Origin of the sequence: Frondihabitans cladoniiphilus, from assembly GCF_039544345.1 — a bacterium.
Taxonomy (GTDB): domain Bacteria; phylum Actinomycetota; class Actinomycetes; order Actinomycetales; family Microbacteriaceae; genus Frondihabitans; species Frondihabitans cladoniiphilus.
This window is the reverse complement of record NZ_BAABLM010000001.1, coordinates 371,682-390,844: the sequence shown is the minus strand read 5'-3', so window position 1 is coordinate 390,844 and position 19,163 is coordinate 371,682. Positions and strand designations below refer to the sequence as shown.

Here is a 19,163-nt window from a genome sequence, read left to right as displayed (position 1 = left end):
CGGCGTACGTTCCAGGTATCGGGTCCAACCAGCCCGAGTCGACGGGCCGACCACCCGGAGGCACAGGGGCCAACCCCCTACCGCAACACGCCGACCGTTCACCACGGCCGGCTCGCTCGATCGACCGATGAGGTGATCGCCGTGGATCAGACGGCTGAACGCTCCCCCCTCGGTCTCGTGCGCCTTCTTCTCCTCGGCCTGATCGTCTCAGGCGGGCTCGTTTTCGTCGGACTGTTCTTCTCCGCGACCTCGGCCCATGCCGACACACTCGACCCCGCGGCCGCGGCTCCTCCGGCCGCCGCGGCTCCCGCCGCCTCCGGTGGACTCGTCGGCGGCCTCGTCTCCAGCGTCACGAAGCCCGTCTCCGACCTGACCACGTCCGTGGCGTCGACCGCGGGATCCGCGGTGCAGCAGGTCACGCACGTCGCGACCGCCGTCACCGCACCGGTCCCGGTCGTGAATCACGTCGTCGCCCAGGTCGCACCGGTGGTCCCCGCCGTCGTGCAGCAGGTCGCGGCGTCGCACCCCGTCGCCACCGTCACCGCCCCTGTGGCGTCGACGGTCGACCAGGTCGTCGCCTCCACCGGACTCACCTCGACACCGATCGTCTCCGGTCTCGTCGGCACCGCTCCCGTCGCGGCGATCACCGCCCCGGTCGCGACCACCGTCGACGGCACCCTCACCGCGGTCGCCACCGGAACCACCACCCCCGCCGGCCTCGGGCCGGTCCTGTCCGGCCTCGGGCCGGTCCTCGGACTGCCGCCGATCGTGTCCTCCCCGACCGTTGCCGGCACGTCCGAGGCGACGACCATCCTCGCCGCCTCGGGCGATTCCCTTCTGCTCGGCTCGGCCCTGACGACGGCGACCTCGGCTTCGGCCTCAGCGGCCTCCGACCGGGCAGCCTCCGCCTTCGCCTTGACGAGCGGCTCGAGCATCCCCGTCTCGCTGTCGGCTTCGGGCTCGTCCGCCCCGTCGGCTCCGGTCTCCCCCGCCACCCCGGCTCCCGCGGGCCCCGTCGCTCCGGCGCTGCCCTCGGCTCCGGCCGGCAGCGGTTCGGGCTCGGGCTCGGGCAGCGGTTCGGCCGGCGGTTTCGCCGGCACCGCCGACCTGGCCTCCGGGTTCGGCGCACCGGCTCTCGCACTCACGACCTCCGGCATCTCCGCCGACGTCGCGCTTCCTTCCGCTCCCACGTACGACTCGGACACCACCCCCGACTGACCGGTCGCGTCCTGCCTCGGTAGAACGCCCTCGCCGCTCTCGCGGTCGCACTCGCCCTTCTCGGGCGGTCGACCCGGCCCGGCACCCGCCGCCTCCCAGCGGCACCTTCGCCTCTCGCAGGCGACGACCATCAGTCGAACGGATCGATTCAGAATCGGTCCGGGGATGCACGCCTCCCGTCTTCGGGACGGCTCGCGACATCCCCCGTGTCAAGGAGTACTTCCCATGAACAAGTACGTCACCCGCGGGCTCATCGGAGCCTGCTTCATCGGGGGCCTCTGGGCCGTCGGAACCACGGCGGCCAACGCCGCCACCACGACCGGCGACGACGGTCTCCTCTCCGGCACCCAGGTCGCCGGGGCCGTCACCACCCCGGTCACCGCCGCCGGCAACGCGATCAGCGTGCTCGGCAACTCGTCCTCCACTGCCGCGGCTGCTCCGGCCGCCGCCGCTCCGGCTGCGACCTCCCCGGCTCCGGCCACGGCGGCTTCCGCTCCGACCACGACCGGCACGCACGGGCTCCTCTCCGGCACGCAGGGCATCGTCTCGGTGCACCTGCCCGTGACGGTCTCCGGCAACGGCGTCTCGGTCGTCGGCCACTCGAGCTCGACCGGGTCCGCCGCTGCTCCGGCCGCTGCGGCTGCTCCGGCCGCTGCCGCTCCCGCCGCGCCGACCACCACCGGCACGAACTCGATCGCCGGCGGCACGCAGGTCGTCGCTCCGGTCTCCGTTCCCGTGACGGTCGGCGGCAACGCCATCTCCGTCCTCGGCGACTCCCACAGCACCGGGTCAACGACGGGCTCCGGCTCGACCGCCCCGGCCGCTTCGACCCCGGCCGCTTCCGGCTCGGCGCCGACGACCTCCGGAGCGAACGGCACCGCGAGCGGTACGCAGGCCCTGATCGGCCTCGACGTGCCCGTCACGGTCGCCGGCAACGGCATCTCGGTGCTGGGCGACTCGTCGAGCACCGGCTCCTCCACCGGCTCCACCGGCTCCACCGGCACCGGCTCGACCGGCTCCGGTTCGACCGGCACCGGTTCGGCACCGTCGACCACCGGCACGGACAGCGTCCTCGGCGGCACGCAGGCCCTCCTCGGCCTGAACGTGCCCGTGACGGTCGCCGGCAACGGTATCTCGGTGCTGGGCGACAGCAGCAGCACCGGCTCGACGGGCACCCCCACTGGTACGTCCGGCACGGGCACGGCCGGAACGGGCAGCACCACCGGAACCGGCAGCACCACCACCGGCTCCGACAGCACCCTCGGCGGCACGCAGGTCACCCCGACCGTCGGCGCTCCCGTCACCGTCGGAGGCAACGCCATCAGCGTCCTCGGCGACAGCAGCAGCACCGGCTCCACCACCGGTACCGGCACGACGGGTACGTCCACCGGCAGCACCGGAACCGGCAGCACCACCACCGGAGACGGCAGCACCCTCGGCGGCACCCAGATCGCCCCGATCGTGGGCCTGCCCGTCACCGTCACCGGCAACGGCATCTCGGTGATCGGCGACAGCAGCAGCACCGGCTCCACCACCGGCACCGGCACCACCGGAACCGGCACAGGCACCACCACCGGAACCGGCAGCACCACCACCGGAGACGGCAGCACCCTCGGCGGCACCCAGATCGCCCCGGTCGTCGACCTGCCCATCACCCTCGGCGGCAACGCTGTGACCGTCATCGGCACCTCGACGACGACCACGCCGAGCACCACGGGCGACCCCACCACGCCGATCACCGACCCGACGGACCCCACCGGTCCGGTCACCGACCCGACCACCCCGGTCACCAACCCGACGACGCCGACGGACCCCACCGACCCCACGATCGGTACGACTCCCGCCGCGACCCCGACGGTCGGCACCGCCTCTGACACCACCACCGGTGTCACCGACGGCACGACCACCGGCACCGCCGCAGTGACGACGGCCGCCGGACTCGGTGCGACGACGGCACTCGCCGACAGCGGCACCCTGGCCTTCACGGGGAGCGCGAACATCCTGCCCGCCCTTCTCGCCGGCCTGATGCTGCTGCTCGCCGGACTGGCCCTCGCGCTGAAGGCGCGTCGCGTCCGTCGCTGACGCGGCGCCGCGCGACACAACACGCACCACTGAACACGAGTCACTGAACACGCACCACTGAACACGCACCACTGAACACGCACGACCGAGCGCTTGGTCAGCGCTCGACGGACCCGGCCCGTGCCTCCTCGGCACGCGGCCGGATTCGTCGTGTCCGGCCGCGCCAGTGTCGACCGAGCAAGGGCGACGCGGCCAGGCCACCCGCATCCGCTACGGTCGCAGCATGGGGTACCTGTTCCTGGCCGCGGCCATCGTGTCCGAAGTCGTCGCCACGAGCTTCCTCCGGCTGACGAGCAACCCCGGCGGCACGAGCGGCACGAGCACACCGTGGTGGCCGTACATCATCGTGGTCGTCGGCTACGTGCTGTCGTTCGTGATGCTGTCCCAGACCCTGAGCGCGGGCATCCCCCTCGGTATCGCCTACGCGGTCTGGGCCGGAGCCGGCGTGGTCCTCGTGGCCCTCATCAGCTGGATCTTCTTCAAGGAGACCCTCACGCTGGTGCAAGTCGGGGGCATCGTGCTCGTGATCGCCGGCGTCGGGATGCTCGAACTCGGCGGTCGGCACAACCCCACGACCTGACCGCCGCACGACCCACGAGCGGAACGCCGCACGACCGGCGAGCGGAACGCCGCACGACCCCCGAGCGGAACGCCGCAGCGCCCTGCGAGCCGCCCGCCTCACGACCCCGACTCGACGCCGCCGACCCCTCCGTGGCAGGGTGGTGCCGTGCTCGAAGAGGAATACCAGCCCCGTCGTCAGCTGCCCCGCGCCCTGCGCAAGCCCGAGCCGCCCGAGGCCCCCTTCGCCTTCTCGATCCGGCCGGCCGTCGAGACCGACCTCCCGGGCATCCGCGAGATCTACAACCACTACGTCGCGAACTCCACGGTCACGTTCGACGAAGACCGAATGACTCTGCGGGAGTGGCGCGCGAAGTTCCACAAGGCCGAGAAGCTCGACATGCCGTTCCTCGTCGCCGAGTCGCCGACCGGCCACCTCCTCGGCTACACGCTCGTCATGCCGTGGCAGGCGAAATCGGCCTACCGCTTCACGGTCGAGAACTCGATCTACCTGGGGCCGGGCTCGACCGGCAAGGGCCTCGGCAAGGCCCTCCTCGCCGCGCTCATCGACGCCTGTCGTGAGGCCGGGATCCGCGAGATCATCGCCATCATCGCCGACAAGGGCGCCGACGCCTCGATCCACCTGCACGAGACCTTCGGCTTCAAGGAGGTGGGCCGCATGGGCAAGGTCGGCTTCAAGTTCGACCGCTGGCTCGGCACGGTCATGATGCAGAAGTCGATCAAGAAGAAGCCGCGGGTCAAGCGCGCCTGATCGGTGCAACACCCGGTCCGGCCGCACCCTGCACCTCCCGTACACCTCGCTTGCGGCGAGCGATCTAGTCCGCGGCGTGGATCGCCCGCCGCACGAGAGGGTTCCGGCCGCAGCACACTTCAGCCGGCGCGCCCCGGCGGCACGGGCAGCACGGGCAGCACGGGCGGCACGGGCGGCACGGGTGGCAGCGGCGGCACCGCCGGCAGCGCCCAGTCGACCGGCGCACCGCCCTGCGCCACCAGCAGCTCGTTCGCCCGCGAGAACGGTCGGCTGCCGAAGAAGCCCCGCGATGCCGACAGCGGGCTGGGGTGCGCCGACTCCACGACGGGCACCGAGCCGAGCAGGGGCTTCAGCGACTGCGCATCCCGCCCCCACAGAATCGCGACCAGCGGCCCGCCGCGCTCGACCAGGGCACGGATGGCCTGATCGGTGACCGCCTCCCACCCCTTGCCCCGGTGCGACGCCGCCTCGCCGGGACGCACCGTCAGCACCCGGTTGAGCAGCAGCACGCCGTTCTCGGACCACGGCCGGAGGTCGCCGTGAGCGACGGGCGGCACCCCGAGGTCGTCGTTCAATTCGCGGTAGATGTTGGCGAGGCTCCGCGGCACCGGCCGCACGTGCGGGTCGACCGCGAACGACAGTCCGATGGGATGCCCCGGCGTCGGGTACGGGTCCTGCCCGACGATCAGCACCCGCACGTCGTCGAACGGCTGTTGGAACGCGCGCAGCACCGAGGCACCGGCCGGCAGGTAGCCGCGCCCGGCCGCGACCTCGTCGCGCAGGAACGCCCCCATCGCGTGGACCTGCGGCTCGACGGGCGCCAGCACTCGAGCCCAGCCGGGGTCGACGAGGTCCATCAGGGGATGCACGTCCATGGTGAGAGGGCGGCCGTCAGTCCGCGACGCCCAGAGTGCCGACCGTCACACCGACGATCTCGCCGGACACCTCGTCCAGCTGCGGCTCGACCCGCCAGACACTGCCGTTGCCGATGACGGCGAGGGCACCGTCGCCGACGACCAGAGCCGTATTCTCGTCGATGGCGACGCCACCGGTGACGAGCCCGGCCTCGGTCGCGGCGATGAGGCGCGTCAGCGTGCCCCACTGGGCGGCATGGACGTCGATGGCGAGGTCGACGAGCCCGAGCCCCTGAGCGAGCGTCACCTCGTCGAGGTCCTCGGACGCGTCGGGCGGGCAGACCTCGACCCCGCCGATGCGGTAGCCGCCGAGGATGGCCGTGTCGGCAGCGATCATCGCACCGGCCGAGAAGCCGAGGTAGGGCAGCCCGTCGGAGACGAGGAGACGCACCTGGTCGACCAGCGGCACGATCGCCTCGAAGTACGCGGGCGTCACGCCGCCACCGACGAGGAGGCCGTCGATGTCGGAGAGCACGGTCGTGTCGAAGACGTCGCTCGAGATGACCTCGGTCACCAGCGGCTCGCACGGGCCGATGCTCGCGAGCAGCGCGGGGAACTCGTTCCGGTACTCGGCGGAGGGCACGTCGTCCTCCACCACGAGGAGCACGGCGATGCGAGGCACCTCGCGACCGATGCGGGAGGCCCGGGTCGCCGCCTCGGCGACGAACAACTCGTAGACCTCGGTCGCGTCGGGCGACCAGCCGCCGCCGACGAGGTGGATGCTCACGTGCTCACCGTCACCGGGGGCAGAGCGCTCCACGGGAAGGTGATCCAGTCGGCCGTGTGCCGCCAGACGTGGTCGGGTTCGAGGATCGTGCGGGGCTTCGCGTACAGGCAGACGGTGTGGACGTCGGCCCCGTGTTCGCGCAGCAGGTCGCGCACGAGCTCGAGGGTGCGGCCGGAGTCGGAGACGTCGTCGGCCAGCAGCACGCGCTTGCCCGCGAGCGAGGGGGCGTCGAGCGCCGGCGGGAGGACGACGGGCGCCTGCAGCACCGAGTTGATGCCGGTGTAGAACTCGACGTTGATCGAGCCGCACATCTTGGTGTCGAGGGCGTAGGCGATGGCGCCGGCGAGGACGAGCCCACCTCGGGCGATCGCCACGACGACATCGGGGCGGAAACCGCTGCCGAGGACGTCCTGCGCGAGCTCGCGGGCGGCCTCGCCGAATTCAAGCCAGCCGAGGATCTCGCGCGAGGTGTCGCGGCCACTCGTCTCGCCGAGGGCCGTCGGCCCGGTGAGCAGGTCTGCGGACGAACCGGCCGCGTCGGCGGCTTCCGGCACGTCGTCGGGGTGAAGAGCCATGCCGACAACCGTAGTGGGAGGGCCCGCGTCGGACCTACCCGGTAGCGGGAATAGCCATCGGCCGGTTGAACGACACCCGCTGCCGTTCTGGCAGGGAGAACCGCGTCGTCACGCCTCGCGAGTAGAGCACCGAGTCGGGGGCGCGCTCGACGACGCCGGGAAGCCCGCCCGCAGCCACCAGCTGATCGTCGAGCTCGACCAGCTCGGCCCGTTGCAGGGGCCAGGCGGGATGCTCGTTCCGCCAGTACCGCGTCGTGCCCCCACGCTCCACGTGCATCCCCCACCGCGCGGTCAGGAAGTCGGCCAGCGGATCGCCCGAGACCTTCTCGTCGAGGGGACGGATCGTGAGGTGGCTCGTCGGGTGCGGGCTCGCGCCGGCCGCGGCGGGCCAGCGTCGCCGCGAGTCGTAGGTGAGGGTGCCGCCGCCCCGCACGATGCTCATGTCCGCCCAGGTGTAGGGCAGCCCGAGCCCGGCGCGGGCGGCCAGGACGGGCGGGAGCTTGGCGGCCTCGAGCGAGCGGAAGACGACGCCGCGTCGCCCTTCATCGTCGACGCTGTACAGCCGGACGTTGGTCTCGGGAAAGGTGCCGAAGTACGGCACCGGGGGCAGCGGCCCGAACGCGCTCCGGCCGAGCTCGAAGCCGATCAACCCGACCCAGGTCGAGCCGTCGAAGACGTCCGGACGGGTGCCCGGGGGCAGGAGCGGCGCCACCCGCTCGGGCTCGACCCGCCAGTGGACGAAGGCGAGGTCGCTCCACCGCTGCTGAATGATGCCCGCACCCGGCAGTGCCGGCGCCACCGTGGTCACGGCCTCGGCGGTCGCAGCGTCGCGGATCGGGGGATGCTCGGAGTCGCTCACCTGGTCGACGCTAGCCCTGCCCGCTGCACGGTTCCGGACGCCTCGGCGAGCGCCGCCGCCTCGGGCCCGCGAGCGCTGCGACGCGTCACGCCGACTTCGACCACACGGGCCGGAACTGGACGCTGATGCGCGGCCCGACGGCGTTCTTGGTCTTGGCGATGGCGTGCTCGTGGGTGCGCTGGGTCGAGCCGCCCATGACGAGGAGGTCGCCGTGACCGAGCGGGAAGCGTCGCACTTCGCCGGTCGATCGGGAGCGGACGGCCAGTGTGCGGGCGGCGCCGACGGAGACGATGGCCACCATCGTGTCGCGGTCGATGGCGTCGCCGACCTTGTCGCCGTGCCAGGCGATGCTGTCGTCGCCGGTGCGGTAGAAGCAGAGCCCGGCGGTTTCGAAGACCTGGCCGGGCGGGCGGCCGTAGTGGTCGTTGAGGGCGTTCTGCGCCTCGTGGAGCACGGAGTCGGGCAGTCGTGAGCCGGGCCCGAACCAGGAGACGAGCCGGGGGACGTCGACGATGCGGTCGTACATCTCGCGGCGGTCGGCCTGCCAGGGCACGTCGCCGGCGAGCCGTTCGAAGAGAGCGTCGGAGTTCTCGACCCAGCCGGGGCGGAGGTCGAGCCAGGCGCCTTCGCCGAGGTCGATGCGCTGGACGGAGCGGCCGAGAGCCGCGAGCGTCGGGTCGGCGTCGAGGTCGTCGAAGAGCGAGGACTGGTAGGTCAGGGTCATGAGTCGATCGTACGCTTTTTCGAACGTATGTTCGAGTGAATTCTTCGAATGAAGAGGAAGAGTCCGGCGACAGGGGGTGGGCGCTTACGCTGAGGCGTGGCACGTCGATGGGGCTCCGGGACGCGCATCCTCGCTGCCTATCTCGCCCTTGCACTCGTGACGGCGCTGGTCGTCGTGGTGGGTGCGGCGGAGCAGCCCGTCTACGGCGGTGCAGCGCCGTTCGGCGGCACACGATTCGACGAGCTGCGGGCCGCTCCGAAGGCGAGCGGCTGGACGCTGGACCTCGCGTCGGCAGTCGCCCCGGGCATCCCCGTCGAATGCGTGGTGCTGCGGGCGGGCGACGTCGACGCGGCGCACGAGCTCGTGACGGCGACGGTGCCCTCGTCCAGCCCGACCGGACGCTTCACCGCCTGCACGCGGTACGCCTCGGCGGTCGCGGCACGCCTGGTCATGGTGGATCCGGCGACGGGACGAGTGCTGTGGACGCGCGACCTGGCCGGCGACCTCGGCCTGACCTCGGCGTCGGTGGTCTGGCACGCGTCGTCGACACGAGGCGTCGTCGTCGTGGGCGTGGACGCGCTGGAGGGCGACGACCTCGTGGGCCTCGACGTGAGCACCGGACGGACGAGGGGGCGGACGAGCGTCCCCGATCCCGACGACGTGATCAACTTCGCCGTGGTCGGCGATCTCGTCCTGACCGCCTCCCCCGACGCCGACTCGGCGGTGACCCGCTACTCGCTGCGCCGCGTCGACGACGTCTCGGATCTCGTCTGGACGGAGGAGACCTCGTCGTCGGTATTCCCGCAGCTCCTCTCTCACCGCCTGCTCGTGCCGCTGCCCACGGGAACCGTCAGCGTCGACGGCTCCACCGGCCGCGTCACGGCGTGGCCGCACGACCTCTCCCGCGACACGGGCGTGCAGGTCGCGGGCGATCGGGTGTTCGCCGTCCTCCCCGGCGCGGGGGTGGGCCTCGCTCCCACCCTCGAGGCCTACCGGGCCGACGGCACGGTCGACTGGAGGTACACCGCCGCGGGAATCGCCGCGGTCGCGACCTCGCGGGACTGCGTGGTGGTGTCCCGTCTCGGCTCCACGACGACGTGTCTCGACCCGACGACGGGTCGTGCCCGCTGGAGCGCCGACCTGCCGGGGGTCGTCGAGGGGACTCCCCCGGGCGCCACGACGAGCGACATCGAGATCGTCGCCCCGGTCCGCACGGGCGACACGACCCTCCGCGTGAGCGAGGTCGACGCCGCTTCGGGCCGGGTGCGGTTCGCCTCGGTCCTGCCTCGCGGCATGGTCGTGGCCGGTCAGAGCCGCACCGTCGGCTATGCGATCGACGCGCCCGACCAGGCCTCGGGCAGCGGCCGCCTCTCGGCCTTCGACCTGTCGAGCGGCCGCGTCCTCTGGACCGTCTCCAGCGTCGCACCGCCCGTCGCCGCACCGCACGACACCGACTACTTCGACGTCTGGGGTGGCCACCTCGTGGCCCTCACGGGGCGGGGCACGGTCTCCGAGCTGACGACGACGACCGCCGACGGGCCGCGGCATGGCATGCTCGACCGATGAAACGCAACGCGACCTCCCACCTCGTCCTCGACGTCGTCTCCCCCGCCGAGCTGGTCCTGTCGGTCGCCGTCGCCGAGGGGCAGGACTCGACCGAGACGCTCACCGTCGTCCAGGGCGGCCGCGAACTCCCCTACCGCGAGATCGTCGACGACCGGGGCACGCGCCTGCAGGTGGTCCAGGTCGACGAGGGCCGCGTGCAGATGGACTACCGGGTCGAAGTGCGGGGGATGCAGGAGCCCATCCCCGTCGTCCCCCTCGACTCCATCCAGTACCTCCGCCCGAGCCGGTACTGCGAATCCGACACTCTGGGGCCCACCGCCCGCTCCGAGTTCGCCGGCCTCCACGGCTTCGAGCTCTTGAGCGCCGTCAGCTCGTGGGTCGGCTCGAAACTGCTCTACGTCCCCGGCGCCAGCCAGCCGACCGACGGCGCCGTGCAGACCCTCCTCGACCGCCGGGGCGTCTGCCGGGACTACGCGCACCTCGTCATCGCCCTGCTGCGAGCGCTCGACGTGCCGGCCCGACTGGTCTCGGTCTACGCGCCGGGGCTGTGGCCGATGGACTTCCACGCGGTGGCCGAGGCGCTGATCGAGGGGCGCTGGTACGTCGTCGACGCCACCGCCCTGGCGCCGCGGCAGAGCCTGGTGCGGATCGCGACCGGGCGCGACGCGTCCGACACGGCGTTCCTGTCGTCGTCGGGCGGCTGGGTGAAGCTCGTCGAGCTGGAGGTGGGCGCCGTGGTCGACGTGCTGCCGACCGACGACATCGACCAGCTCGTGTCGGTCCGCTAGCGCGTGTTCAGCTCGCCGCGCGCGAGCTTGTGCGACGCCGCCTGGGCGACGGGCTTGACTGTGACGAGGTCGAGGTTGACGTGGGCCGGCAGTTCGACGGCGTGGACGATCGTCTCGGCGATGTCGTCAGCGGTGAGCGGCGCCACCACGCCGTCGTAGACGGCGTCGGCACGCTCCTGGTCGCCGTCGAACCGGACCAGCGAGAAGTCGGTCTTGACCATGCCCGGAGCGACCTCGATGACCCGGAGGGGCTCGCCGTTCAGTTCGAGGCGGAGAGCGGAGACGAGCGCGTGCTCGGCGAACTTCGCGGCGTTGTAGCCGCCGCCGTTCTCGTACGCGGTGTGGCCGGCGATCGACGTGACGGTGAGGATGTCGCCCGAGCCGACCTCGTCGGCGCCCTTGCGGAGGGACGGCAGGAGGGCGCTGATCGCCCGCTTGGTGCCGAGGACGTTCACGTCGAACATGCGCTGCCAGTCGTCGATGGAGCCGTTCTCGACCGTGTCGAGCCCGAACGCGCCGCCGGCGTTGTTGATCAGGGCGTGCAGGGGGCCGGTGGCCTCGACGTGCTCGCGGAGGGCGGCGACGTCGGCGTCGCTCGTGACGTCGGCGACGACGTAGGTGGCGCCGGTCTCGGCGGCGATCGCCTTCAGCTTGTCCTCGCGTCGGGCGACGGCCACGACGTCCCAGTCGTGCGAACGGAACAGTCGCACCGTCGCCTCGCCGATTCCCGAGCTCGCTCCGGTGACCACCACTCGTTTCGCCATGCCGTGCATCCTTCTCTCGTGTCGTAACGTCTTCCGCCAACGCTAGTGGTCGCGCGCGGCGAGCTGAAGACGCGCTGACCCGACCCGTGACGCCCGGCTAAGCGGAGGGTTACGCCCCGTGTCCGCAGGCGCTGGCGCACCCCCGGAGGTCGCCCTAGGCTCGCGGCAACCGCAGATCGACCCCCGTCGGCCGGCCTGCGGAACCGACCCCGACATTGGAGCACTCATGACCGACCAGCCAGCGCCCTGGGCGTTCGAGACCCAGCAGATCCACGCCGGTGCGCAGCCCGACCCGACCACGCACGCCCGGGCGACTCCCATCTACAAGACGACCTCGTTCGTCTTCAAGGACTCCGAGCAGGCGAAGAACCTCTTCGCCCTGGCCGAGTTCGGCAACATCTACTCGCGCATCACCAACCCGACCAACGACGTCGTGGAGCAGCGCATCGCCGCGCTCGAGGGAGGCACCGGCGCCCTCCTCGTCGCTTCCGGCCAGGCGGCCGAGACGCTGGCCGTGCTGAACATCGCCCAGGCCGGCGACCACATCGTCTCGTCGTCGTCGATCTACGGCGGCACCTACAACCTCTTCAAGTACACGCTGGCGAAGCTCGGCATCGAGACCACCTTCGTCGAGAACCAGGATGACGCCGACGAGTGGCACCGCGCCATCCGTCCGAACACGAAGCTGTTCTTCGCCGAGACCATCGGCAATCCGCGCATCAACATCCTCGACATCTCCCTCGTGTCGAGCGTCGCCCACGAGGCCGGCGTGCCTCTGATCGTGGACAACACGATCGCCACGCCGTACCTGATCCGCCCCTTCGAGTTCGGGGCCGACGTCGTCGTCCACTCCGCCACCAAGTTCCTCGGCGGACACGGCACCGTCATCGGCGGCTTCATCGTCGACGGCGGCAAGTTCGAATGGTCGAAGAACGTCGAGAAGTTCCCCGAGCTGACGCTGCCCGACCCCTCCTACCATGGCGCCAGCTACACGACGGCCGTCGGCGACGGGCTCGCGTACATCATCAAGGCACGCGTGCAGCTCCTCCGCGACCTCGGCGCCTCGAACTCGCCCGACACCGCGTTCGCCCTCATCCAGGGAATCGAGACGCTGAGCCTCCGGATCGAGCGGCACGTCCAGAACGCGCAGGAGATCGCCGAGTGGCTCGACGCCCGCGACGACGTCGCCAACGTCTTCTACGCCGGCCTCCCCACCAGCCCGTGGTACGCCGCCGCCAACAAGTACGCCCCCAAGGGCGTCGGCGCGGTGCTCTCCTTCGAGCTCAAGGGCGGCGTCGACGCCGGCCGTGCGCTGGTCGACAACCTGGCGCTCTTCAGCCACCTCGCCAACATCGGCGACGTCCGCAGCCTGGTGATCCACCCGGCTTCGACGACCCACTCGCAGCTCACCCCCGAGCAGCAACTCACGACCGGCGTCACCCCCGGCCTGATCCGCCTCAGCATCGGCCTCGAGAACATCGTCGATCTGAAGGCCGACCTCGAAGCGGGCTTCCAGGCCGCCCGCGCCGTCACCCAGGCGTCGCTGACCAGCAACTGACCAGCAACTGACCAGCAACCGATCGGCACCCGACACCGCCTCGACGGACCCCACACCGCCGAGGCACCACGTCGGCGAAGGGCCGGGACCGCGTAACACGTCGGCGGTCCCGGCCCTTTGCCGTCAGGATGGACTCAATGGACTGGCAGACGACCTCCGAAGACACCGTTCCCTCGAGCGTGATCACCGAGCGCACCCGGTTGTCGCTCCTCGGCAAGCCCCCGGTCACGGGCGCCTGGCGCGAGGGCGACCCCGTGGGCGACCGCCTCTTCGTGACCCTCCCCGATCTCCTCCTCGAGAGCGGCGAGACGCTCCCGCGTCCGCGCATCGCCTACGAGACCTGGGGTGAGCGGGCCTCCGACGACTCGAACGTGCTGCTGGTGCTGCACGCGCTGACGGGTGACAGCCACGTCATCGGAGACGCCGGGAACGGGCATCCCACGGCCGGCTGGTGGGGTGGGATCGTCGGCCCCGGGCTCGCCGTCGACACCGACCGCTGGTTCGTGGTCGCGCCCAACATGATCGGCGGCTGCCAGGGCTCGACCGGCCCCGCGTCGCTCGACCCCGACGGTCGCGAGTGGGGCGCCCGGTTCCCCCGCCTCACGATCCGCGACCAGGTCCAGGCGCAGGTGGCCTTCTCGGACGCCCTCGGCATCGACTCCTGGGCCGCCGTGATCGGCGGGTCGATGGGTGGGATGCACGCCCTCGAGTGGGCCGTCGGCCACCACGACCGTCTCGACCGCTTCGCCGCCCTCGCCACGACGTCCCTCTCGAGCGCCGACGAGATCGCGCTGAGCGCGGTGCAGATCGAGGCGATCCGCATGGACGAGCACTTCCACGACGGCGACTACTACGAGCTCCCCGACGGCGCCGGCCCCTACCGCGGATTGGCCCTGGCACGGCGGATGGCCCTGCTCAACTACCGCTCGCCCGACGAGCTGAACGCGCGGTTCGGCCGGAGCTGGCAGAGCGAGCTCTCCCCCCTCACCGGAGAGGGGCGCTTCGCCGTGGCCAGCTACCTCGACTTCCACGGCAACAAGTTCACCCGCCGGTTCGACGCGAACAGCTACATCACGTTGGCGCAGGCGATGGACTCCCACGACATCGGCCGAGACCGCGGCGGGGTCTCGTCGGCGCTGCAGCGCGTGCGGGCCAAGGGCCTCGTCCTCGGCATCGACAGCGACCGGCTCTTCCCGCCGGCCGACCAGATCCTCATCGCCGAGGGTCTCCGCGACGACGTCGCCGAAGAAGCCGTCATCATCTCGAGCGAATACGGCCACGACGGCTTCCTCATCGAGAACGACCTCGTCTCCCGCGAGTTGCACGCCCTGCTCGAGCGGTGAGGCCACCCGGCCCTGACGGATCAACGGCTCGTCGTCGGGTTACAGGGCCGCGAGCCGTTCATACCGCCGACGGCATTCATTCGGGCCTCGTATGGCGAGTCGTGCTCAAAACGGGCACTATCGGGGGACAAATTATGGAACGATGTGTCTAGTGCCCTCAAGGGCGCCGATCACCGACACTCCTTGGAACCGAATGGACCTCTTCGCCCAGGAGCGTGACCGTCTGCTACGGACGACCACACGCTTTCTCGGAATAGCCTGCACCGTGCTGTCAGCCGTGTCGCTCAGCTTTCCGGGGGTGGCCACCGCCCGCATCGGGCCGGTGCCGCAGCTCGCGGTGATCCTGCCCTTCGCGGCGCTCATGGTCGTCTTCCTCATCATGGTGGGCCGGAGTGTGCGCATCCTGTGGGTCGTCCTCGGATTGGCTGCGGGTCTCGCCGCCGGCGCCGCGGCCCTCCTCCCCGACGGCTTCGACGGCAACGGGCCGCTCGCCACGGCGGTCATCCCCTTCGTCGGCGGCGGCGTCGCCTCCTTCGCTCTCGTCCTGCACTCGTCGAGGCGGCGCGTGGCCCTCGCGGCCGTCGCCGCGGTCCTGGTGCTCGCCGAGGTCGTCCTCGGCACCCGCGAGGTCCTCAGCGTGCAACTCGCGGCCGTCCTCCTCGGCTGGGTGCTCGTCTTCGTGGCCGGCTTCTGGATCGGCAACAGCGTGCCCCGAGCCGCGCGCCGCATCTACTCGATCGGCAACGCGCACCGCGCCGAACGTCAGGCCAGCGAGACCGAAGCCCAGCGCCGCCAGGGCGCCCGCCTGCTGCACGACACCGTCCTGGCCACTCTCACCCTCCTCGCCCACTCGGGTGTCGGCGTCACGAGCGACGCCCTCCGGGCCCAGGCGGCGGAGGATGCCCGGCTCCTGCGCCATCTCCGCCTCGGCTCGACCCCCCAGCCGCAGGCCTCGGGCGACTACAACCTCGACACGGTCGAGGAGAGCCCCCTCGGCCAGACCCTCGAGTCCGTCAAGCAGCGCTTCGGCCGCATGGGCCTCGAGGTGAGCTGGCACGGCACCGGCCAGGTCCTCCTGCCGACGAACGTGCTCGACGCCTTCCTGCTCGCCCTCGCCGAGTGCCTCGAGAACGTGCGGCGGCACGCCGGCGTCACCGAGGCGCACGTCACGATCATCCACGACGAGACCATGGTCCGCGCGATGGTCACCGACGCCGGCGTCGGGTTCGACCTGACGGGCATCTCCGAAGAACGCCTCGGCTTCAAGGAGAGCGTCGTCAACCGTCTTCGCGAGGTCGGTGGGGGCGCCCGACTCTTCTCCGCACCCGGTGCGGGCACCACCGTCGTCCTGGAGGCACCGCGATGAGCATCGACGAGAACACCCTCGGAGTCCCCCGCCACCGCCGAGCGGCCCGCGGTCTGCCCACCAGCTCGACCGGCGCGCGATCCCTCCGCCAGGCCCAGGCGGCGGGCGCGACCCTCGGAACCGGCTACCTCGGCATGGGCGCGGCCGCCGTCGCCGCCGTGCAGGCCGTGTACGGGCTCATCTTCTTCCTCGTGCACCTCTCGTCGTACCCGGTCGCCGCACCTGCGATCATCGCGTGGCTGGTGTACCTGGCGGCGTTCATCGGCGTCGTCGCCCTCGTCGCCATCCAGGGCGAGCGCCTCACCGGCACCGTCATGATCGCCCTCTCGGCGGCCCTGGCCGTCGTCGTCGTGCTCGACTTCGTCGCCATCTGGCCGCTTCACAACGTCGGCACCTACGCGACCGCGAGCGTCTCGGTCGGCTTCGGACTCCTTCCGCTCGTCACCCTGCGTCCGGCTCGCGAGGTGATCCTCGCCACCGTCGTGCTCTTCCTCCTGTTCGTCGCGGCGATCGTCCTCACCACGCCGCTGACGGCCCGCACGTTCCCCGGTCAGATCGCCGCCCTCGGCCTCGCCTGCCTGCCGCCGAGCATCGCCGTCTACGCGGTCCAGCGGTTCCGGCACATGGTCCAGATCGAGCTCGACCGGGTCCTGGTCCAGTCGAACGTCACCCAGCCGCGGTTCGCGGTCGGAATGCTGGCCAGCGATGAGCTCGCCCGTCTGGACCTCGCCGCAGAGAAGCTCCTCGACGGCGTCGCCACCGGCGAGGTCCCGCTCCCCCTCGAACCCCAGGTCGCCTCGACGGCCGCCTCGCTTGCGACCGAACTGCGCCTCCACCTCATCGAGGGTCGCCGCGAGACCTGGCTGTACCACGCGGTCACCGAGTCCGAGTACCTCGGCCGGGCCGTCAAACTCGCCGACCCCTCGTCGCTGGCCGGGCTCCTCACTCCCGAGCAGCGCGACGGCCTGCTCCAGGCCGTCTGGCTGCTGCTCGGCGACCGCCGCACCCGGGCCGCGGGTACGAGCGTGACCCTCACCCTCGGGCCCATCGGCACCTCGATCCAGTCGATGGCGGGCCGCAGCGTCGAGGTGCCCATCGACATCACCTCGACCGGCATCCGCCGCAACCGCGTGACCCCCGCGACCTGGAACGCCCTCCAGCGCATGGGTGACTATTCGACCTCGACGCATCAGGGGAGTCTGCGGCTCGCCATCCGGTGCATCGTCGAGAACCCCGCTGACGCTTAGCATTACCCCAACTTCACCGAAAGAGAGACAACCCCGTGCCTGACTCCGAAGGTCGCATCCGCCTGGCCCTGGTCGACGACCACAAGATGCTTCTCGGTGCCCTGAGCGAGTGGATCCGAGGGGCCGCGAGCGACATCTCCATGGTCGCCGCGGTCGCGTCGTGGCCCGAGCTGCTCACGCATGCCGAGTTCCCCGTCGACGTCGTCCTCCTCGACCTCGACCTCAAAGACAACCTGCCGATCTCGCTGAAGATCTCGACCCTGAAGACGGCCGGCGTCAAGACGGTGCTGATGAGCACCTACTCCGAGCCCAACGTGGTCCGCGAGGCGCTGGCCGCCGGCGCGCTCGGCTACCTCGTCAAGAGCGAAGACGCGGAGATGATCGTCGAGGCGATCCGCAGCGCCTCCAACGGCGAGTCCTACATCTCGGCCGAGCTCGACCTGGCCCTCAACGCGGCCGAGGTCGGCGGGGTGCCGAAGCTGAGCGCCCAAGAGCGCCGCGTCATGGCCCTCTACGGCGGTGGCGAGCCCGTCAAGGCCGTGGCGTACCAGCTCGGCATCTCCGAAGAGACGGCCAAGAGCTACCTCAAGCGGATCCGCGAGAAGTACCGCGTCGCCGGGTACGACGTGGGCACGAAGGTCGCCCTGCGGAAGCGCGCCATCCAAGACGGCATCCTGCTGCAGACGGACGACGCGGCGCCGAGCGGCTTCTAGTCCCGTCTCGCCGAACACCCTGCAACGGCAGAAGCACACCTCCTCGGAGGTGTGCTTCTGCCGTTGCGGGGTGTTCTCGTGCCAGAACCCGGCGTCAGGCCGAGACGCGCGACGACCCCGCCGTGAGGCCCGCGGCCTCGAGACTCGCGCGCCGCGTCGACCGTCGCTCGACGGTGAAGCTGACCACCGTCAGGATCACGCCCAGCAAGGCCAGCACCACGCCCACCCAGGCCGGAGCGGCCACGCCGAGCCCGGCTGCGATGACCGCGCCGCCCAGGTACGCCCCGAGGCTGTTGCCGAGGTTGAACGCCGAGTGGTTGAGGGCGGCGGCGATGACCCGACTCTCGCCGGCCACCTCCATGAGGCGGCTCTGGATCGCGGGGTTGATGACCGAGCTGGACAGCCCCAGCAGGAACGCGAAGGCGAAGATGCCGTAGATCGTGTCGGCAGTCAGGGCGTAGCCGACGAGTGAGCCGATCAGCGCCACGAACCCGACCACAAGGGTGCGCCGGATGCTCTTGTCGCTCGCCCATCCCCCGATCACGTTGCCGATCGTCATGCCGATCCCGACGCCGACCAGCACGAGCGGCACGATGCTCTCGCTGAGCCCCGCCCCGATGGTCACCGCGGTCGAGACGTAGCTGTAGACGGCGAAGAACCCGCCGAAGCCGATCGCGCCGACGCCCATCATCAGCCACACCTGCGGCCGGCGGAACGCCTGGAGCTCGCGCCGGATCGAGGCTCCCTCGTCGGCGGCCTGGTGCGGCAGCGCCGCCGCGACGGCCAGGAAGGTCAGCGCGAACAGGCCGGCGACCGCGAGATACGCGACCCGCCACCCGGCCACCTGGCCGAGGGCCGTGATCGCCGGCACGCCGACGATGTTGGCGACGGTCAGGCCCCCGAGGACGAACGCGACGCCCTTGCCTCGGTTGCCCGGCCCCATGATCGACGCAGCCGCCAGCGAGGCGATGCCGAAGTAGGCGCCGTGCGGCAGACCGGCGGCGAAGCGCGCGATGAGCACGAGATGGAAATTCGGCAGGACCGCGGACGCCAGCGTGGCCACGACGAACGCGACGAGGAGTATCAGCAGCAGCTTCTTGCGCGGCACGTGCGAGGTCGTCGCCGCGATGGTGGGTGCGCCGACGACGACGCCGAGGGCGTAGGCACTGACCAGCCAGCCCGCGTGCGCGGTGGCCTGCTCGACCGACTGACCGTAGAGCTGCGGCAGTAGGTCGTGGGCGATGTTCGGCAGGAGGCCCATCGCCACGAACTCGGTCGAGCCGATGGCGAAGCCGCCGAGTGCCAACGAGAGGAGCGCGAAGCGGCGGCGGCGGGCGGTGAGAGCGGTCACGGGCGACGGCTTCCTGCGAGGAGACGGATGCGGGGAGG

General features: G+C 71.3%; 18 protein-coding genes. 11 read left to right on the top strand and 7 right to left on the bottom strand.

Annotation, left to right across the window (positions count from 1 at the left end):
* Positions 1-141 precede the first annotated feature (141 nt).
* The 4 genes from ABEA39_RS01805 to ABEA39_RS01790 all read left to right on the top strand — a co-directional run bounded on the left by ABEA39_RS01805 (position 142) and on the right by ABEA39_RS01790 (position 4,630).
* On the top strand, positions 142-1,218 hold the full coding sequence (locus tag ABEA39_RS01805) for a hypothetical protein (protein WP_345372547.1): 1,077 nt from the start codon (positions 142-144) through the stop codon (positions 1,216-1,218).
* A gap of 225 nt (positions 1,219-1,443) precedes the next feature.
* Positions 1,444-3,300 (top strand): hypothetical protein, encoded by a 1,857-nt coding sequence (locus ABEA39_RS01800; RefSeq protein ID WP_345372545.1) that lies wholly within the window; start codon positions 1,444-1,446, stop codon positions 3,298-3,300.
* Between the two features lie 223 nt (positions 3,301-3,523).
* Positions 3,524-3,880 (top strand): DMT family transporter, encoded by a 357-nt coding sequence (locus ABEA39_RS01795; protein WP_425556913.1) that lies wholly within the window; start codon positions 3,524-3,526, stop codon positions 3,878-3,880.
* 147 nt (positions 3,881-4,027) lie between these two features.
* Entirely contained in the window at positions 4,028-4,630 is a 603-nt protein-coding gene (locus tag ABEA39_RS01790; RefSeq protein ID WP_345372540.1) for a GNAT family N-acetyltransferase, read from the top strand.
* Positions 4,631-4,749: 119 nt separating this feature from the next.
* On the opposite strand, the gene ABEA39_RS01785 is transcribed toward ABEA39_RS01790, so the two are convergent.
* The 5 genes from ABEA39_RS01785 to ABEA39_RS01765 form a co-directional block, all read right to left on the bottom strand.
* Positions 4,750-5,505 carry a uracil-DNA glycosylase gene (locus tag ABEA39_RS01785; RefSeq protein ID WP_345372538.1) on the bottom strand — a complete coding sequence of 252 codons (756 nt, stop codon included), beginning with the start codon at positions 5,503-5,505 and terminating at the stop codon, positions 4,750-4,752.
* Between the two features lie 16 nt (positions 5,506-5,521).
* Positions 5,522-6,271, bottom strand: coding sequence for a Type 1 glutamine amidotransferase-like domain-containing protein (locus ABEA39_RS01780; protein WP_345372537.1), 750 nt, complete (start codon positions 6,269-6,271; stop codon positions 5,522-5,524).
* Positions 6,268-6,846, bottom strand: coding sequence for a phosphoribosyltransferase (locus tag ABEA39_RS01775; RefSeq protein WP_345372535.1), 579 nt, complete (start codon positions 6,844-6,846; stop codon positions 6,268-6,270). The genes ABEA39_RS01780 and ABEA39_RS01775 overlap by 4 nt, the downstream gene beginning before the upstream one ends.
* A gap of 34 nt (positions 6,847-6,880) precedes the next feature.
* Positions 6,881-7,705, bottom strand: coding sequence for a YqjF family protein (locus ABEA39_RS01770; RefSeq protein ID WP_345372533.1), 825 nt, complete (start codon positions 7,703-7,705; stop codon positions 6,881-6,883).
* A gap of 85 nt (positions 7,706-7,790) precedes the next feature.
* Complete coding sequence (locus ABEA39_RS01765) at positions 7,791-8,429, bottom strand: alpha-ketoglutarate-dependent dioxygenase AlkB (RefSeq protein ID WP_345372531.1); 639 nt, start codon at positions 8,427-8,429, stop codon at positions 7,791-7,793.
* A gap of 96 nt (positions 8,430-8,525) precedes the next feature.
* Between ABEA39_RS01765 and ABEA39_RS01760 the strand changes: the two genes are divergently transcribed.
* On the top strand, positions 8,526-9,995 hold the full coding sequence (locus tag ABEA39_RS01760) for an outer membrane protein assembly factor BamB family protein (RefSeq protein ID WP_345372529.1): 1,470 nt from the start codon (positions 8,526-8,528) through the stop codon (positions 9,993-9,995).
* The gene (locus tag ABEA39_RS01755; protein ID WP_345372526.1) at positions 9,992-10,783 is read left to right on the top strand and encodes a transglutaminase-like domain-containing protein; all 792 of its coding nucleotides are present in this window, start codon (positions 9,992-9,994) and stop codon (positions 10,781-10,783) included. The genes ABEA39_RS01760 and ABEA39_RS01755 overlap by 4 nt, the downstream gene beginning before the upstream one ends.
* On the opposite strand, the gene ABEA39_RS01750 is transcribed toward ABEA39_RS01755, so the two are convergent.
* The gene (locus ABEA39_RS01750; protein WP_345372524.1) at positions 10,780-11,547 is read right to left on the bottom strand and encodes an SDR family oxidoreductase; all 768 of its coding nucleotides are present in this window, start codon (positions 11,545-11,547) and stop codon (positions 10,780-10,782) included. The two genes, ABEA39_RS01755 and ABEA39_RS01750, sit on opposite strands and share 4 nt — an antisense overlap.
* Before the next feature lie 226 nt (positions 11,548-11,773).
* On the opposite strand from ABEA39_RS01750, the gene ABEA39_RS01745 reads away from it, so the two are divergent.
* The 5 genes from ABEA39_RS01745 to ABEA39_RS01725 all read left to right on the top strand — a co-directional run bounded on the left by ABEA39_RS01745 (position 11,774) and on the right by ABEA39_RS01725 (position 17,774).
* Entirely contained in the window at positions 11,774-13,105 is a 1,332-nt protein-coding gene (locus ABEA39_RS01745) for a bifunctional o-acetylhomoserine/o-acetylserine sulfhydrylase (RefSeq protein ID WP_345372522.1), read from the top strand.
* Between the two features lie 137 nt (positions 13,106-13,242).
* On the top strand, positions 13,243-14,448 hold the full coding sequence (gene metX, locus ABEA39_RS01740) for a homoserine O-acetyltransferase MetX (RefSeq protein WP_345372520.1): 1,206 nt from the start codon (positions 13,243-13,245) through the stop codon (positions 14,446-14,448).
* A gap of 265 nt (positions 14,449-14,713) precedes the next feature.
* Positions 14,714-15,814, top strand: coding sequence for a sensor histidine kinase (locus ABEA39_RS01735; protein WP_345372517.1), 1,101 nt, complete (start codon positions 14,714-14,716; stop codon positions 15,812-15,814).
* The gene (locus ABEA39_RS01730; protein WP_345372514.1) at positions 15,811-17,061 is read left to right on the top strand and encodes a hypothetical protein; all 1,251 of its coding nucleotides are present in this window, start codon (positions 15,811-15,813) and stop codon (positions 17,059-17,061) included. The genes ABEA39_RS01735 and ABEA39_RS01730 overlap by 4 nt, the downstream gene beginning before the upstream one ends.
* Positions 17,062-17,096: 35 nt before the next feature.
* On the top strand, positions 17,097-17,774 hold the full coding sequence (locus ABEA39_RS01725; protein WP_345372512.1) for a response regulator transcription factor: 678 nt from the start codon (positions 17,097-17,099) through the stop codon (positions 17,772-17,774).
* Between the two features lie 94 nt (positions 17,775-17,868).
* Here the strand turns inward: ABEA39_RS01725 and ABEA39_RS01720 are convergent, their stop codons facing one another.
* The gene (locus ABEA39_RS01720) at positions 17,869-19,125 is read right to left on the bottom strand and encodes an MFS transporter (RefSeq protein ID WP_345372510.1); all 1,257 of its coding nucleotides are present in this window, start codon (positions 19,123-19,125) and stop codon (positions 17,869-17,871) included.
* Positions 19,126-19,163: the final 38 nt, after the last annotated feature.

Bases quoted from the DNA above. Each gene is read 5' to 3' on its own strand.
- ABEA39_RS01745 (WP_345372522.1), top strand. From the start codon at position 11,774: ATGACCGACCAGCCAGCGCCCTGGGCGTTCGAGACCCAGCAGATCCAC.
- ABEA39_RS01800 (WP_345372545.1), top strand. From the start codon at position 1,444: ATGAACAAGTACGTCACCCGCGGGCTCATCGGAGCCTGCTTCATCGGG.
- ABEA39_RS01785 (WP_345372538.1), bottom strand. From the start codon at position 5,505: ATGGACGTGCATCCCCTGATGGACCTCGTCGACCCCGGCTGGGCTCGA.
- ABEA39_RS01795 (WP_425556913.1), top strand. From the start codon at position 3,524: ATGGGGTACCTGTTCCTGGCCGCGGCCATCGTGTCCGAAGTCGTCGCC.
- ABEA39_RS01750 (WP_345372524.1), bottom strand. From the start codon at position 11,547: ATGGCGAAACGAGTGGTGGTCACCGGAGCGAGCTCGGGAATCGGCGAG.
- ABEA39_RS01730 (WP_345372514.1), top strand. From the start codon at position 15,811: ATGAGCATCGACGAGAACACCCTCGGAGTCCCCCGCCACCGCCGAGCG.
- ABEA39_RS01755 (WP_345372526.1), top strand. From the start codon at position 9,992: ATGAAACGCAACGCGACCTCCCACCTCGTCCTCGACGTCGTCTCCCCC.
- metX (WP_345372520.1), top strand. From the start codon at position 13,243: ATGGACTGGCAGACGACCTCCGAAGACACCGTTCCCTCGAGCGTGATC.
- ABEA39_RS01775 (WP_345372535.1), bottom strand. From the start codon at position 6,846: ATGGCTCTTCACCCCGACGACGTGCCGGAAGCCGCCGACGCGGCCGGT.
- ABEA39_RS01765 (WP_345372531.1), bottom strand. From the start codon at position 8,429: ATGACCCTGACCTACCAGTCCTCGCTCTTCGACGACCTCGACGCCGAC.